General features: G+C 65.2%; 13 protein-coding genes. 3 read left to right on the top strand and 10 right to left on the bottom strand.

Annotation, left to right across the window (positions count from 1 at the left end):
• Positions 1-91 precede the first annotated feature (91 nt).
• The 9 genes from EB835_RS02120 to EB835_RS02080 all read right to left on the bottom strand — a co-directional run bounded on the left by EB835_RS02120 (position 92) and on the right by EB835_RS02080 (position 8,309).
• The gene (locus EB835_RS02120) at positions 92-790 is read right to left on the bottom strand and encodes a TetR/AcrR family transcriptional regulator (RefSeq protein WP_135807816.1); all 699 of its coding nucleotides are present in this window, start codon (positions 788-790) and stop codon (positions 92-94) included.
• A 450-nt stretch (positions 791-1,240) separates the two neighbouring features.
• Positions 1,241-1,864 (bottom strand): response regulator, encoded by a 624-nt coding sequence (locus tag EB835_RS02115; protein WP_135807815.1) that lies wholly within the window; start codon positions 1,862-1,864, stop codon positions 1,241-1,243.
• Positions 1,861-3,090, bottom strand: a complete 1,230-nt coding sequence (locus EB835_RS02110; RefSeq protein WP_168216597.1) for a sensor histidine kinase — start codon at positions 3,088-3,090, stop codon at positions 1,861-1,863. Before EB835_RS02110 ends, EB835_RS02115 begins: the two co-directional genes overlap by 4 nt.
• Complete coding sequence (locus EB835_RS02105; protein ID WP_135807813.1) at positions 3,087-4,322, bottom strand: DUF418 domain-containing protein; 1,236 nt, start codon at positions 4,320-4,322, stop codon at positions 3,087-3,089. The genes EB835_RS02110 and EB835_RS02105 overlap by 4 nt, the downstream gene beginning before the upstream one ends.
• Before the next feature lie 452 nt (positions 4,323-4,774).
• Entirely contained in the window at positions 4,775-5,950 is a 1,176-nt protein-coding gene (locus tag EB835_RS02100) for a TIGR01906 family membrane protein (protein ID WP_135807812.1), read from the bottom strand.
• A 141-nt stretch (positions 5,951-6,091) separates the two neighbouring features.
• Complete coding sequence (locus EB835_RS02095) at positions 6,092-7,018, bottom strand: AEC family transporter (protein WP_135807811.1); 927 nt, start codon at positions 7,016-7,018, stop codon at positions 6,092-6,094.
• A gap of 44 nt (positions 7,019-7,062) precedes the next feature.
• On the bottom strand, positions 7,063-7,380 hold the full coding sequence (locus EB835_RS02090) for a hypothetical protein (RefSeq protein ID WP_240688499.1): 318 nt from the start codon (positions 7,378-7,380) through the stop codon (positions 7,063-7,065).
• A gap of 126 nt (positions 7,381-7,506) precedes the next feature.
• Positions 7,507-7,917, bottom strand: a complete 411-nt coding sequence (locus EB835_RS02085; protein ID WP_135807809.1) for a DUF202 domain-containing protein — start codon at positions 7,915-7,917, stop codon at positions 7,507-7,509.
• A complete protein-coding gene (locus EB835_RS02080; RefSeq protein ID WP_135807808.1) occupies positions 7,917-8,309 on the bottom strand; it encodes a YidH family protein in 393 nt (130 codons plus the stop codon). Before EB835_RS02080 ends, EB835_RS02085 begins: the two co-directional genes overlap by 1 nt.
• 51 nt (positions 8,310-8,360) lie before the next feature.
• Between EB835_RS02080 and EB835_RS02075 the strand changes: the two genes are divergently transcribed.
• The 3 genes from EB835_RS02075 to hrpA all read left to right on the top strand — a co-directional run bounded on the left by EB835_RS02075 (position 8,361) and on the right by hrpA (position 14,860).
• A complete protein-coding gene (locus tag EB835_RS02075; RefSeq protein ID WP_135807807.1) occupies positions 8,361-8,948 on the top strand; it encodes a DinB family protein in 588 nt (195 codons plus the stop codon).
• A gap of 115 nt (positions 8,949-9,063) precedes the next feature.
• Positions 9,064-10,443, top strand: a complete 1,380-nt coding sequence (locus EB835_RS02070; protein WP_240688498.1) for an Nramp family divalent metal transporter — start codon at positions 9,064-9,066, stop codon at positions 10,441-10,443.
• A gap of 112 nt (positions 10,444-10,555) precedes the next feature.
• Entirely contained in the window at positions 10,556-14,860 is a 4,305-nt protein-coding gene (gene hrpA, locus EB835_RS02065; protein ID WP_135807806.1) for an ATP-dependent RNA helicase HrpA, read from the top strand.
• A 376-nt stretch (positions 14,861-15,236) separates the two neighbouring features.
• Here the strand turns inward: hrpA and EB835_RS02060 are convergent, their stop codons facing one another.
• Positions 15,237-15,608: a hypothetical protein gene (locus EB835_RS02060; RefSeq protein ID WP_135807805.1), complete on the bottom strand. Its 372-nt coding sequence runs from the start codon at positions 15,606-15,608 to the stop codon at positions 15,237-15,239.
• Positions 15,609-15,736 lie beyond the last annotated feature (128 nt).

Genomic DNA, 15,736 nt, shown 5'->3' with positions numbered 1-15,736 from the left:
CAGGAGTGGTCTGATCTGGTCGGTATGCTGCTGCTTCGAACACTTCGGCAGAGTGGGGCTCCGAGCACCGTCCATGTGTGGTTCGAAGACGTCATGACTGGGCCCCTGACTGTTCAGGATGCAGATGCGCGAGTTGAGTCTGCAGACTGCCCATCATCGCCAACTGCGCCTGACGGGCAGCCGCGGAATCGACGGGTCGATCGCTGGCGAGGCCCTCGCCGACGAGTTCGGCGAACAGGCCGACCGTTCGGCGGAGTTCGTCGTCCGTGATCGCTTCGAGAGTTCCGGGAGTATGCAGGAGGCCGATGGTGAAGACACTGAACATCAGTGCTACAGCCTGCAGGTCGGACCGCGGATCGATGACACCGGCGTGTTTCAGGCGAGTGATGTAGTCGGTCAGCCAGTCGAAACGCTGCCGGTACCGGTTGTCGGGGACGGAACGGACGTGGTCACCGAGCACGTCCTGATCGCCCAGGTAGAACGCTCGCATCAGCTTGTCGTCCAAGAGCGCATCAACGGCGAACCTATAGATGGCAGGCAGGTCGACAACCTCGTCGGCTTCCCGGACTCGCCGGTGCACGGCGGAACTGAGAGTCTGCATGCCATCGGTGATCAGTGCATCCAATATCGCAGCTTTGCTGTCGAACTCGAGATAGACGGCGCCCTTGCCGACATCGGCTCGGGCAGCCACTTCGGCAACGGTGGTGGCGGGCCAGCCTTGCTCGAGGGCGAGTTGTCGTGCCGCGGCGAGTAGGCGGTTGCGGCGCTCGGGAATCCGAGGGCGGGGCATTGATCGCTCCTTCGTAGTGACTACATCCTTCCTAATGGTCACTAAACTAGCATTCAACTCGTTCTGCCGCACCGGACACAGGGTTCTTCTGAAGTGAGTACGGGGTGAAGCGCCGCAACAGCACTGCCTGTCTGCGCGTGCCCGGTCCATAAGAAGCATCTGCGCCGCGGGTCGACCGTCCGAAGTCAAGGCATGGGCAGGATGTGGCGTCGGACGATGAGGTCGCCAGTACGGGAACCAGGTGAGGCCAGGTGGCTGCGGTCAGCAGGACAACCGCTGCGACGATTGCGTCTCCCTGAGGTACTTCACTCGGAGGGGCGGCCGCCAGGCCGGAGGTCGGCCGCTTCAGACCGAATCCCGGTATGACCAGCATTCCGAAGACATCCCATCAGCAGACATCCCATCAGCTTGCTGTCTTGTCGATCGGCGCATGGATGCCGATTCTGTTTGTCACAGCAGTCCGCCTCGGTACGCCACAGCGACCGCGGCGGCGCGATCGGCTGCGCCGAGCTTGCCGAATATGTGCTGAATATGGGTCTTCACAGTGGCCTCGCCGATGAACAGAGCACTCCCGATCTGACAGTTCGTCTTTCCACTCGCGACAAGGCGCAGCACCTCCATCTCACGATCGCTGAGCAGAGGGGCTTTTGAACGGTTCCGCAAGCGACTCTGAACTGCGGGTGAGTACGTGGCCGAACCGAGATGTGCATCTCGAACCGCCGCGAAAAGTGTTTCGCGGTGCGAATCCTTGAGCAGGTAGCTGCGTGCACCTGCGGCGAGAGCCGAGCCGATGTCGTCGTCGGCATCATAGGTGGACAATACGACGACCTCTGTGTTTCGGAAATCAGTGCGCACGGCTTTGATGAGCTCGACGCCGCCGACCCCCGGCATTCGGAGGTCGGTGAGCAGAACATCGACGGCATGCTTTCTGAGCACGGCGAGAGCCTCTTCTGCACTCCCGGCATCGGCCACGACGTGGAGATCGCTCTGTGTGGCGAGTTGACCGCGCAGCCCGTCGCGAACGACCGGGTGATCGTCGACCACCAAGATCGTAATCGGCTCGTGACTGTTCATTGCGGCACTGACCTCGGAACGCCGTGCGGTGCCACGTTGGGGACGACGACGGTGACGGTCGTGCCGGGAGTCTGCGAGGACTCGATGCTGATCCGACCGCCCAGCTCCTGAACGCGGTCGCGCATGATGGACAGACCGTGGCCGGCGGTGATCGCGTCCGGGTCGAACCCGATGCCATCGTCAGCCACGTCCAGAGCAACCTCGGTGTCGAAGAAGGACAGCGTGACATGGACTGCGGCGGCCCGGGCATGTCGGTCGGCGTTGGTCAGAGCTTCCCCTGCTGACCTGAGCACCACCTCCTCGACCAGCGCATGGACCGGTCGGATGTCGCCGGTGATGCGAAGCTCGACTGCAATCGGATGAGTGTTCTCGAAATGGGCGACAGCGGTCTCCAAGGCGTCTGGCAGCGTGGCGGTGATGAGGGGACCGGGCCGCATGGCGCGGATCGAACGCCGCGCCTCCTGGAGGCTCTCACGAGCAAGGTCGCTGCTCATGCGAACCCGTGCTCGCAGGGGATCCTCCGGAGCAAACTGAGCGTCGAGTGCTTCGAGCTGACTGACGATGCCGGCCAGCCCCGCGGCCAGGGTGTCGTGAATCTCTGCGGCGAGCCGGGAGCGTTCGCTGAGCATGCCGGAGTCTCGTGCTTCGACGATGAGCTGTTCTTGGAGGGCGAGGTTCTCAGCCAAGGCGAGCTGCAGCTGATCGCGCGCAGCGGACAGCTCAGCCAGCGCTGAGCGCCGACGGCTGGATTCGGCTTCGAGTGCACGGATCGCCCCTCCGGCCACCGATACGAGTGCCACCGCACCGAGTTCGATGACAACGCCCTCAAGAGTCCAAGACCCCCACGGCAGTCCGAACAGGGACAGCGCGGCAGTCGCGCCGACTCCGGCGTACGCCCAGGCACCGGGCAGGGCGACGAATGCCATCGGGTAGCACGCCAGATACAGAAGGAAGAATGTGGTGCTCAGCTCGGCAAGGAAGTCGGCGAGAACGAGCAGGCCGGTGAAGTACAGTGCCATCGGCAGCAGCCGTGTCTCGAACCAGTGGGGGCGCGCGAGCACCCAGCCGCCGTGCCACGCGCCGACTGCGACGCACGCGATGATGGTCGAGCGCAACTCGTGGGGCGCAAGGTCTCCGGTGAACACGGTCAGGATGACGCAGCCGAACAGGACGCCGAGAGGCAGAGCGGCCCACAGCCCACCCGGTCGGGTGCGCGACGCCTTCATCGGTTCCTGTACCGCTTCCACGACACTATGGTCCCACGGAGCGGCGGCAGAAGAGGGCGCCCATACGACAACCGCCGCAGCAGTGCTTCCGCCGGGCCCCGGCGACCGAGCCGGTCCAGGAGCGCCGCCCCGGCGACCGTAGTTGCCCATGTCGCCAGCGCCAACAGCGTCGCTCCGCCCGTGCCTAGGACGGCCCCTGCACCCAATGACCAGGCCGGCAGCAAACTGGCGAAGACGACGGTCTGAGCGAGATAGCAGCTCAAGGACCGCTCGCCGGCAGCCTGGAGAGCACTGATGATCCTGGGCGTACCAGCCCCGCAGCGATTGCGCAGCCGTGCGGACCACAGTGCTATCACCGCCACATATGCCAAGCCCATAGGCACTCCTGTGGCGATGTGCATCCATGACAGGCCCACAGTCACAGCATCGGAGGTCTTCACTGCTTGAATGGTGACCAGAGCCATTCCGATTCCGCCGACGACACCACCGGACAGCCCGAGTGCGGCCGTACGCCGCAGCAGCGTGCGGTGCCGGTCCGGGTTCTCGAGAATCCGGTGCCTGGCCGCCCATACACCGATCAGCAGAGGGGTGGCTACAGCGAGCAGTCCGATCGGGGAGGTCACCCACTCGAGGGCTCTCCAGGCGGCCGCCCTTCCGGGGTCCGCGATCGCGAACGACCACATGAAACTGCGCTGGTTGCTGATTCCGGACCCCGCGTACACCAGCCCCTGAACGCCCGAGGCGACGATCAGCCAGGAGCCTGCCAGCCACAGCAGAGTGCGGTCACGCATGTTCAGCATCCCGGCGACAATCAGGCCCAACAACCCGTACCAGCCGAGGATGTCCCCGGAGAAGGCCAGGACTCCATGTACCAGGCCCAGCGCGATCAGCCACCTTGACCGACGGCGCACCGCAGCCAGTGCCGCCCTTTCGCCGAATCCGCGCGCACGCTGATTGCGGATGATTCTGACCAGACCGTATCCGAAGAGAGCGGCGAACAACGGATAGGCCCGAGCATCGACGAGTATCACCGTCGCTGCGGTGACCGTCCGATCCACGGCGCCGTCCTCGACGATGTGCTGGCGCGGACCGTACGGTCGTCCATGCAGATAGATCATGACATTGGCGATCGCGATCAGGGCGAGCATGAGTCCTCGCGCCAGATCCGGGGCCAGGTTGCGTCCGGGTGGGCTTGTTCTCCCTGGGCCGAGCACAGTGAGTGGTGTCTTCATATCTTCACAGTAGGAACAGTCCGTCGGCCCAGGTATCCACCGATCGGTTGATGTGGTCAGGCGTTGGCCGGGTGTCCCCGCATGTGATGTTGCCGCAGCGCAGAAGAAGTCCCTGATGGTCGGAAAGCGCCCACGAATGTCGTCCGGGAAGCCCGGAGTGCCGATCTGTTGGTCGGCATCGGCGTGGATGGGGACGTCGACATCCGAGTGTTCGATCGACGTCCGCCTTCTGTGGACGACCCACCCGAGCGCGCGCTGGTGCGAGCTCGCGGACGTCTCCAGCCTGACCGAATCTGGGCAGAAATTCGGCCGGGTGGAAGGGGAAAGACCACCCGGCCGGAACCGTGGAGCGGGACTCTCACCCGCAATCGATCGCAAAAGCTCAGTCAGCAGCAGAGACTCAGCTCAGTCGCAGAGGCTTGGCAACGGAGACTCACCTCAGTCGCAGCGACTCAGGCTTCTGCTTCGGCGTCCTTACGTGCCTTGCGCAGCGCCCGGCGCTTCTTATGACCGGCGAAGCTGAAACAGAAGAGGACGATGGCCAGCAGCACGAACACTCCGCCGCCGGCGATGCCCGCATCGACCCAGAACTGGGGCGGGAAGAGGCGGATGAGCGAATCATCGGCGTAGAACTCCCAGGTCCCATCGGCGAAGAACACCTTGTGGAATCCGCGGAAGAAGCTGTCCCAGCCGAGCACAGCGACGACGGTGACAGCGGCCATGAAGATGATGCTGAAGATCGACCCCAGACGCACGCCCGAGTGGATGCCCGAGCCGCCCTTGCGGCACATATAGAGGCCGAAGAGCACGGACCCGATGATGCCGACAAGCGCCACGAGGTAGAGCAGGGAGATCAGGCCTTTGACGTCAGCCATATGGCCGAGCTCTTCGGAGATGAAGATCGGCTCCCCGTTGGGCATGACGACATCGGCGAGGTAGCGCCGGGAATCGAAGTTGTGCAGGTAGTCGATGACATAGGTTCCGTAGTGCTCACGATCGGCGGCGCTGAATCCGAACTGATCGGCCGGGAACCCTGGCCGGAAGTACTCGAATTTGAGGAAGATCCCCGAGGCGATGAAGCGCACTGACAGGGCCAACAGGACGAATGGGGTGGCGAGCATGATCCAGATCGTGCCGATGACATCGAGCACCGACCGGCGCCGTTCGGGCACCTCGGGATCGCGGGCATCGGTCGACGTCGCCGCCTTCGACACCGCCGCCCAATCGGCTTCGCTCATCACCGCGGTGCGAGCATTCTGCGGCACCTCCCGAGTGGCACCGGCATCGGTTGACGACGATGTCGCAGCAGCCGCATCCGCGCCGGCGGTATTCTGCGCGGCGGTCTGTTCGGCGGCTCTCGTGCTCGCGGTCGCGGGCTGAGAGTGCGGATTCGCCGACTGGGCGGGAGTCACCCTCACCGGGCCGGTCTGGGGCTTCGCGTCCGCGGAATGCTTGGGGGCATCCTCGGCGATGGGATCCGTGATCGGATCGAACGCCTCGGTGTCGGTCGAGGGGTCATTGGCCGCCTCCAGAGGAGCCTGTGACTGCTTATCGGCAGCACTGGCAGACCCTGAACTCATCCGCCTGCTCAGGAGGTCTTCGGTCTCGTTCTTCTCGTCTCTGGACACATCCCCATTGTCAGTGACCACGCGGCCCAAGCCGGGGAGGACACGCCACGGCAGCCGATTTCAACGGGGCCCTCGCCGAGGCGGCTCTGCAGCGGTCCCCACCGTGACCGTGAGCGGTCGGTCGGGGAGGGGCGTGCCGAGTCAGCCGAGCAGGGCGGCGATGATGACGAGGGCAGGAACCGACAGGACCGTGGTGATGAAGACGGCGTCGCGCATGAGCGCCTCGGACTCGCGGTACTGCATCGAGTAGATGTAGACGTTCTGCGCGGTCGGCAGTGCGGAGGTGACGACGATGGCGAAGAGATCGATTCCGTCGTAGCCGAGCAGGGGACTGCCGATCGCCCAGGCGATGAGCGGTTGGGCGATGAGTTTGGCCCCGGTGATGAAGCTCAGCTGTGCGCGGCTGCCTTTGACGGGGATTCCCCATCCGTCCTTGAGAGAGATGCCGAAGGCCAGCAGGGCGCCGGGGACTGCGGTGGCACCGATCATGTCGATGGGTTCGAAGACGAACCGCGGCAGTTCGAAGTTCGTCGCCGAGGCGGCCACTCCGGCTGCGGCACCGAGGACGATCGGGTTCTTGAGCACTTGGAGGACCGCGGAATACCAGTGCGAATCGTGCTGCTTCTTCCCGGCCCCGTCGAGCACGGCCATGCCGATGGGGGCGAGGACGAGCAGCTGGAAGAGCAGGACTGGGGCGACATACCCGATGTCGCGGAGGACGTAGGCGGCGATCGGAATGCCGAGGTTGCCGATGTTGACGTAGCTGGTCGCCCAAGCGGAGAACATCGCTTCACCGGTGCTGCGACGCCTGATCCACTTGGTGAGGACGAAGAGGGCGGCACCGACGATGAGCGCCGAACCGCCGGTGGCGAAGAGGGCGGTGTTGAAGATCAGCCCGAGGTCGGTCTCGGCGACAGTGACATAGAGCAGGGTCGGAGTGCCGGCGTAGAAGACGAGCTTCGCGATGACCTGCTGGCCGTGGGGTCCGAGAACGCCGGAGCGGCCGAGGACGAACCCGACCAGAATGACTCCGGCGATGACTGCGAAACCTTCGAATACGGCCAGCATGGTCTAGTCGGGGTCCTCGCTTCCTGCGTCTGGGACGGTTGGTGTCAGTCCGCCTCGGCGATATCGGAGACGACATAGGACGCGGCGGCGCTGACCGCACTGACGGCGAACACGGCGGGCCAGGCACCGATCTTCTTCGCCAACGGGTGGGAGGCGCCGAACCCGCCGAGATAGGCCAGACTCAGCCCGGCTGCGGCCGGCCACCCCTTCTTCGCATACCAGGAGCGGGCAGCGTAGGCGCCGGCCGCAGCGAGGACGACGCCGCCGAGGGGGCGGATCCCGGTCTCGCGGGCGGTGAGGAAACCGCCGATGAGTCCGACGGTGACGAGTGGGGCGGTGGAGACTTCGCGTGCATCCTTCATGCACACCAGTTTAGGCGTGCAGGTCAGCGGCTCGGACGGCGGTCTCATAATCTCGTAATGAGAAACGCAGAGCGGATGTGAAGGGTGCCGGTCAGGGAACCTGCCCGGCCGTGCGGCTGTGGAGGCTCAGAGCAGGCTGATTTTGATGACCGAGGCGATGCTCAGCACCGCGATGAGGCACACCGAGGTGCTGAGGAAGACCACGGCCCACGGGGTCGGGCGGCCGCGTTCGGCCCGGATCGAGACCGAACCGAGCCGGTAGCGCCTGACCTGCATCGCGATCGCGACGATGGTCATGGCCATGCACACGACGAAGATCGCCACCGACCAGCCTTGGAAGACGTTGATGAAGCGCATGAAGATGAGGCTGACGACCGTCATCGTCAGGCTCGTGCGCAGCCATGACTGAACGGTGCGTTCCGGCTGCAGTGCCGGATCGGCATGCGGCTGCGTGTGAGGACTGCGCGGAGGCCTGGGCAGCCGGTGGCGACGATGCGGTGAGGGCTCTGAGGATGGGGGCCCGGTTGACTCCGACATCACAGCAGGCGGGCGAACACCAGCACGAGCAGTCCCGCACCCAGCGCCGAGGCGAGACTGACGATGGGAATGATGAGAGGCAGCGGCAGCGAGGTCTTGCGGCGCATCGCTGATTCGATGCGATGCCAGCGGACGGCGGCACCGGCCGCGAGGATGAAGCCGATGACCATGAGCACGATCGACAGGGTCGCCCGCAGACCGGTGGTGAAGATCTCCGAGGTGAAGGCCTCGACGGCGATCCCGCCGCCGATGAACGCCAGTGCCGTGCGGATCCAGGACAGAAATGTCCGCTCATTGGCCAGGGTGAAGCGCGGATCCGGGTCCTCGCCGTCGGGAAAGACCCGACGAGCAATGCGGCTGCGGGAATCCTGCGAAGAATTGTCGTCACTCACCCTTCGAGGATAACGGTAGACGGTGCGCAGCGGGTGTGGAAGCCTGTGCTCATGAGCGACGACGAGACGATGAAGTCCCTGCTGCGAGCGTCCCTGCACCGGGGGCGCGACAACCTGCGGTGGAAACTGTCCGGACTCGACGAGAAGTCGCTGAGGTGGCCGCGCACCCCGACCGGGTTCAACCTCCTCGGTGCACTCAAACACATGGCACAGGTGGAGATCGTCTACTTCGGCGACACCTTCGGTCGATCCTGGCCGCACCCCGAGGAGGTCGTCACCGACGCCGATATCGACCTCGACCCACAGGCCGACTGGTGTGCGCCCGAAACCGAGACCACCGAATATCTGCTCGATCTCTACGCTCGAGTCGCTGACTTCGCCGACGAGACCATCGAGACTCGCGGCCTCGATGCGCCGGGACGGGTGCCGCACTGGCCCGAAGGCCACGACGAGACCACCCTGGGGCAGAGCATGGTCCACGTCCTCGTCGACCTCACCAGACATCTGGGCCAGATCGACATCGTCCGGGAAGGCATCGACGGGGCCGCCGGGCTCTCTGAGGCGGCCCCGAACCTGCCGCCGACAGCCGATCGTGAAGCGTATCTCGCACGTCTGCGAGGCATCGCCGACCGGTTCTGAGGCGGGCCGATCAGAGTCAGACTGCCCTGAGGGATGACTGCTGCAGCGCCGTTGTCCCCTATTATGACTGTGGACACACGGAGACCGCTGCGCTGCCGATGTGCGGGAGGATCCGATGATCCCCGAACATGTGGCGAGTCTGTGCGCGGCCGAAGACGAAAGCGGAAACGCCATGAGCGAACAGTCGAACCGATCTGGCCCCGGCGACACGGGAGACCCAGAGACCGTATCAGGCATCGAAGAGGCCTCCGGCCCCGCGAAATGGAAGGTCGTCGGCCCCGGTCTCGTGGTCGCGGCCACCGGCGTCGGTGCCGCCGATATGGTCGCGACCCTGGTGGCCGGCAGCCAGTTCGGCTACGGACTGCTGTGGGCAGTCATCGTCGGCGTCATCCTCAAGATCGTCCTCGTCGAGGGCGCCGGACGATTCAGCCTCGCGACCGGGAAGACGATCTTCGAAGGCTGGCAGTCACTCGGCCGATGGACGACATGGTACTTCGGTCCCTACATCATCATCTGGGGCTTCGTCTACGGAGCCACAGCCATGAGCTCTGCCGCCCTGCCGCTGGCTGCGCTCTTCCCCGGACTCAACCTCACCGTCTGGTCGGTGCTCATGGGCCTGGCCGGATTCGCCATGGTGTGGTTCGGCCGCTACGCCGTGTTCGAGAAGATCACCGCAGTCCTGGTGGGCATCATGTTCATCACCGTCGTCGGACTCGCGATCATCGCCGTCCCGAACGTCCCCGACATGCTCACCGGGCTCATCCCGATCATCCCCGAGGGCGGCGTGATCTACACCCTCGCTCTGGCCGGGGGAGTCGGCGGCACCATCACTCTGGCCGCCTACGGGTACTGGCTGCGTGAGAAGGGCTGGCACACCCCGAAGTGGATGCGGGTGATGCGCATCGACAACACCATGGCCTACGTGATGACCGGCATCTTCGTCATCGCCATGCTCATCGTCGGCGCCGAAGTCGTCCGTGCCGCGGGAGTCTCGATCTCCGCAGAGGACAAGGGACTGCTCGACCTCGCCGACGTCCTCAAAGACCGCTACGGCGAGGTCGTGGGCATCGGATTCCTCATCGGATTCTGGGCCGCCTCCTTCTCCTCGATCATCGGGGTCTGGAACGGCGTCTCGCTGATGTTCGCGGACTTCTGGGGACATATGCGCAAGAAGCCGGGAGGACATCCCGACACCCTGACCGGCGGCAAGTACTTCAAGTTCTATGTGCTGTGGCTGACGTTCCCGCCGATGCTGCTGTTCATCCTCGGCAAACCGATCGGCCTCATCCTCGCCTACGGTGTCCTCGGGTCGCTGTTCATGCCTTTCCTGGCCGTGACCCTGCTCGGACTCCTCAACGGCAAGAAGATCCCGAAGGAATGGGCCAATAAGCTGCACACGAACATCGCCCTGGCGATCACCGCGCTGCTGTTCATCATCCTCGGCATCCAACAGCTCTACTCGGCTCTCGCCCCGCTCTGGGGCGGCGGCGACTGAGCCCACCACCGAGCATCGGGGAGCTCTGCACCCTGGAAGGACGCACCCGGCGCCGAGGCGGCATCCGCCTCGGTGCTGGTGAGCCCGGGGGTGACGCTAAGCTGGGAGGGCAATGGCAGAAGAGAACCCCACCCCGCCCGCGGACGAGAGCTCCCAGCGGCCGCCTCGGCGCCGGAAGAACGGACGCGGGCGTTCGCAGCAGCGACGGAAGACCACCGCAGCGCACCACCGGCAGCGACGTGCCCGGCTGACCGACGCCCGCGCGGCGCACCAGGTCGACGTCACCTACCCCGCGGATCTGCCGGTCACCGCCGCGAAGGACGAGATCGCGGAGGCGATTCGGGACAACCAGGTCGTCATCATCGCCGGCGAGACGGGGTCTGGGAAGACCACCCAGCTGCCGAAGATCTGCCTCGACCTCGGACTCGGGATCGACGGACTCATCGGCCACACCCAGCCCAGGCGGATCGCCGCCCGGACCGTGGCCGAACGCATCGCCGACGAACTCGATGAGGAACTCGGCAACACCATCGGCTATCAGGTGCGCTTCACCGCGCAGGTCGCCGACTCCACACGTGTGAAGGTGATGACCGACGGAATCCTGCTCTCGGAACTCTCCCGCGACAAACTGCTGCGCGACTACGAAGTCATCATCATCGACGAGGCGCACGAACGCAGCCTCAACATCGACTTCCTCCTCGGCTACCTCAAGGAGGTCCTCGACCGCCGCCCCGATCTCAAAGTCATCATCACTTCGGCGACGATCGACCCCGAGTCCTTCTCCGCACACTTCGACGACGCCCCGATCATCTCGGTCGAAGGGCGGACCTACCCGGTCGAGGTCCGGTACCGGCCGCTGGGCGAGGACGTCGATGATGACGACGAACTGGACGGTCCCGGCGACTCCGGGAACTACGAAACCGGAGTCGAGGAGCAGACCGACGGCATCATCTCAGCCGTCGACGAACTCGCCGCCGAAGCCCCCGGCGACATCCTCGTCTTCCTCTCCGGCGAACGAGAGATCCGCGACACCGCCGACGCTCTGACCGACCACCTGCGCAGACGCCCGCGGATGAGCAATTGGGAGGTCGTGCCGCTGTTCGCCCGACTCTCCGCCGGGGAGCAGCAGAAGGTCTTCCAACCGCATTCGCGACCCCGTATCGTCCTGGCCACGAACGTCGCCGAGACCTCGCTGACGGTGCCCGGAATCAAGTACGTCATCGACGTCGGCACGGCCCGCATCTCCCGGTACTCCAACCGCACCCGGGTGCAGCGGCTGCCGATCGAGCGCATCTCCCAAGCCAGCGCAAATCAGCGCAAGGGCCGGTCGGGGCGCACAAGCGAGGGCATCTGCATCCGGCTGTACTCGGAAGAGGACTTCGACTCGCGCCCTGAGTTCACCGACCCCGAGATCCTGCGCACGAACCTCGCCAGCGTCATCCTGCAGATGGCCTCGCTCGGGTTCGCCGCCAGCGATCAGGAGATCCTCGGCTTCCCGTTCCTCACCCCGCCCGACGTCCGAGCCGTCCGCGACGGACGCACGATGCTCACCGAGCTCGGGGCGCTGACCAGCGATTCCGCCGGGAAGATCCACGTCACCGAGATCGGCCGGAAGCTGACCGTGCTGCCCATCGACCCCCGTCTGGCCAGGATGGTCATCGCCGGTGCCGAGGCCGGCTGTGGGGGAGAGGTCACCGTCATCGTCGCCGCACTGTCCATCCAGGACCCCCGGGAGCGACCGGCCGAAGTCCGAGCCTCCGCCGACGAGAAGCACGCGCGCTTCACCCACCGCGGCAGCGACTTCCTGTCCTACCTCAACCTGTGGAACTACCTGCAGAGCCTGCAGGCCGACATGGGATCCTCGAAATTCCGCAGGCGGTGCAGATCCGAATTCCTCAACTTCGTTCGCATCCGCGAATGGCAGGACCTCGTCGGTCAGCTGCGCTCCCTGCTGGGTTCGGCAGGCATTCGGGTGGAGAAGTCCGTCTGGCAGCCGAACGACGGCGGGTCTGTCGATGGTGATTCGGTCGTCGGCAGTTCGAGCGACGGAACGGGTGGGTCCGGTGCCTCGTCCGGCAACCTCGTCGCTGGGGATCGGCCTGCTCGAGGTGCCGGCGACACCTGCAGCGGCTCAAGCGATCCCACCACTCCAGGCGGAGGCGCTCGGGGGCGCGGAGCTGACAGCCGTGGTGCGAGCGGGAAGATCGGGTTCGCCGAGCTCAGCGCCGCCAAACGTTCGGCGAAGAAGAACAGCGCCACCGGAGCCGCAGGAGACACCGGGAAACAGGTGGCAGCAGCCAAGCTCGACCCGCATGCCGCCGCGATCCACCGAGCTCTGCTCACCGGACTGCTGACGATGATCGGCTCACGATCGGAGCGGCACAAGGACTATCAGGGGGCACGCGGCACACGCTTCGCCATCTTCCCCGGATCCGGGCTCTTCAAGGTCAATCCGGACTTCGTCATGGCCGCCGAACTCGTCGAAACCTCCAGGCTGTGGGCACGTACCGTGGCCGCGATCGACCCCGACTGGGTCGTCGAAGCCGCAGGCGACCTGGTCACCCGGCAGCATTCGGACCCGCACTGGTCGACGAAGGCCGGAGCCTCGATGGTGTACGAGAAGATCTCCCTCTACGGGGTCACACTCGTCAGCGACCGCCGTGTCGGATACGGCACCATCGACGAAGAAGGCGCGCGCGACGCGTTCATCCGCAAGGGCCTCATCGAAGGCGACTGGCACGAACGCTTCGGCTTCCTCGACCACAACGCCCGAGTCATCGCCGACGCCGAGGATCTGGCCTCGCGGACACGAAATCGTCGCGTGCTCGACCAAGACGATGCCCTCTTCGAATTCTTCGATGACAGGATTCCGGAGGGGATCACCTCGGCGGCGGATTTCCGGGGGTGGTGGAAGAAGCAGAAACGACGGGACGCGCACCTGCTCGATCTCACCACTTCGGTGCTGCTCAGCGACGACAGTGAGGAGCTCACCGCCTCGGTGGCCTCGGACTTCCCGATGGAATGGGAACTGGCCGACGGCACCCCGGCGAAGCTGCGCTATTCCTTCGACCCCGGCAGCACCGAGGACGGAGTGAGCGTGGAGATCCCCGCCGAGGCGGTGCCCGCAGTAGATGCGGACGCATTCAGCTGGCAGGTCCCCGGGCTGCGCGAGGAACTCATCGCCGCCTATATCCGCTCACTGCCGAAGAACAAGCGCCGCTACTTCGTGCCCGCCCCCGACGTCGCTCGCGAGATCCTGCCCGCGCTCACCCCATATCAGGGGAGCCTGCCGGAGGTGCTCGCCGCGTATCTGAGCGAACGTGCCGGCGGGGGAGGGCTGAACGACCTCGTGCCGATCACAGTCACCGCCGATGATTTCGATCGGTCGCGGATTCCCGCTCACCTGCGGCTGACCTTCCGCGTCGTCGACGGGAAGAAGACAGTCGGCCTCGGTGAGGACCTGGCCGCACTGACGACGAAGGCCAAACCGCAGGTGCGCAAGGCCCGACAGAAGCAGAACGAGTTCACCCCGCAGACCGGGCTGACGGACTGGTCGTTCGGCGAATTGGCCGACCCCGATCAGGCCGCGGCCGGTGTCGTTCCGGGGCTTGCAGATCGATCGACGGCGGTCGACCTCGTGGCCTTCGACACCGCACCGGAAGCACGCTTGGCCACGCGAGAGGCGATCATCACCCTGCTGGCGCAGCACACCGGCGAAGCACTGAAGTACCTGCAGGATGGACTGACCACGCAGGAGAAGCTCGTCCTCGCCGGTCATCAGAAGATCGCCGACGAACTGCTCGGCGGCCTCATCAGGGTCGGGATCCGCGGACTCGTCGCCGACCGGTCGGGGCCGGCCGAAACGTCGTGGGTGTCCACCGCCGATGAGTTCGGACGACTGCGTAAGGACGTCGACGCCGGGCTGCCGGTGATCTGTTCGTCGCTGCTGCCGTCCCTGATGAAGGCTCTGAAGACGGCGACCGAGCTCGACAAGCTCGTGTCGAAGGCCTCCTCGTTGGCGATCCTGTCCAACCTCGCCGATGTGCAGGCGTGGCGGGCATCGCGCACGAGCGCGGCGGCGATTGCGGCGATGACTCCGCAGATGCTGCGCGAACTGCCCCGCTGGGTGCAGGCCGAAGTGGTGCGCATCAGTGGAATGCAGGATTCGCCGATCCGCGATAAGCAGCTCATGGACCGGGTCACCGGTGTGAGCGACGATGTGTCCAAGAAGATCGGCAATCGCTTCCCGGCGCTGGCGAAAGCCGAATGGTCGCAGCTGATCGTCTCGCTGCCGAATGACTGGGTCGAGGTCGTGCTCATGCTCGAAGAGCTGCGAGTGTCCCTGTTCGCGAATTCGCTGGGCACTGCGCACCCGGTGTCGGAGAAGCGCATCGCCAAGGCGCTCGCTCAGCTCTGACGTGGGTTCACGCTCGAACAGCTCCAGGGAGTGTGGCTGTGGGCAGTGTTGGCGAGTGTGCCCGCCGGCGGCATCCCTCACCGTTCGCGGCATAACGACTCGTTGCACCGGGGTGCTTCGGCGCTTCCGGTGACGGATGCGCCACTGCCTGTAGGAGAAGTCACCGGCGGTAGGGAATGCCGCGAGAGGTGGCGGATGCTCCACGAAGTGTGGGAAGTGGTGCGGAATGTAGAGGGTGCCACGTCGTGTGGGAAGTGCTGGGAAGTGCCACGAAGTGTGGGAAGTGGTGGGAAGTGCCACGAAGTGTGGGAAGTGCTGCGGAATATAGGGGGCGCCGCGAAGTGTGAGGGATCCCGCGAATTGTGCGGGAGGACGCTCAGGCTCCGGGGTGGATGAGTTTGTCGGCCAGCGCCCACAGCGGCAGAGCGGCCGCGACGAGGAACGCAGCCGACGCCCACCAGATCCGCCATTTCCACGTGCGGCGACGAGAGCCGATGAAGAGGAAGGCGATCCAGACGATGACGAAGAAGGCCCCGGAGAGGCTGAGCATCACCATCGCGAAGGCTTCCCAGCCCGAGGTGCCGATGTCGAAGATATACTTCGTGATCTGTGCGATCTGCAGCGAGAACATGATCGCGAATGCGAGCAGCGGGACGCCGAGAACCCCAGCGATGATGAGCGGCAGGGCCTTGAGCCAACGTTCCTTCGGCTCCGAGCGGCCAGCGTAATCGACATATTCCTCAGACATCGCCACCAGCATATGGGCAGATTCCGACAGGACGCTGGACGCAATGCCGTGAGGACGAGCGATCCGCCACAGACCGTCAGTCAGACGCACAGCTAGTTCGGGAACAGCGGCCCTGGCCACTGTGACTG

The sequence above is a fragment of the Brevibacterium sp. S22 genome (assembly GCF_004745485.1).
In the GTDB taxonomy this organism is placed as follows: domain Bacteria; phylum Actinomycetota; class Actinomycetes; order Actinomycetales; family Brevibacteriaceae; genus Brevibacterium.
Note: the sequence above shows the minus strand (reverse complement) of the source record. Positions and strands in the feature narration are given on the sequence as shown.

Bases quoted from the DNA above. Each gene is read 5' to 3' on its own strand.
- EB835_RS02105 (WP_135807813.1), bottom strand. From the start codon at position 4,322: ATGAAGACACCACTCACTGTGCTCGGCCCAGGGAGAACAAGCCCACCC.
- EB835_RS02115 (WP_135807815.1), bottom strand. From the start codon at position 1,864: ATGAACAGTCACGAGCCGATTACGATCTTGGTGGTCGACGATCACCCG.
- EB835_RS02110 (WP_168216597.1), bottom strand. From the start codon at position 3,090: ATGAAGGCGTCGCGCACCCGACCGGGTGGGCTGTGGGCCGCTCTGCCT.
- EB835_RS02090 (WP_240688499.1), bottom strand. From the start codon at position 7,380: ATGAAGGATGCACGCGAAGTCTCCACCGCCCCACTCGTCACCGTCGGA.
- EB835_RS02120 (WP_135807816.1), bottom strand. From the start codon at position 790: ATGCCCCGCCCTCGGATTCCCGAGCGCCGCAACCGCCTACTCGCCGCG.
- EB835_RS02075 (WP_135807807.1), top strand. From the start codon at position 8,361: ATGAGCGACGACGAGACGATGAAGTCCCTGCTGCGAGCGTCCCTGCAC.
- EB835_RS02095 (WP_135807811.1), bottom strand. From the start codon at position 7,018: ATGCTGGCCGTATTCGAAGGTTTCGCAGTCATCGCCGGAGTCATTCTG.
- hrpA (WP_135807806.1), top strand. From the start codon at position 10,556: ATGGCAGAAGAGAACCCCACCCCGCCCGCGGACGAGAGCTCCCAGCGG.
- EB835_RS02070 (WP_240688498.1), top strand. From the start codon at position 9,064: ATGATCCCCGAACATGTGGCGAGTCTGTGCGCGGCCGAAGACGAAAGC.
- EB835_RS02085 (WP_135807809.1), bottom strand. From the start codon at position 7,917: ATGTCGGAGTCAACCGGGCCCCCATCCTCAGAGCCCTCACCGCATCGT.
- EB835_RS02060 (WP_135807805.1), bottom strand. From the start codon at position 15,608: ATGTCTGAGGAATATGTCGATTACGCTGGCCGCTCGGAGCCGAAGGAA.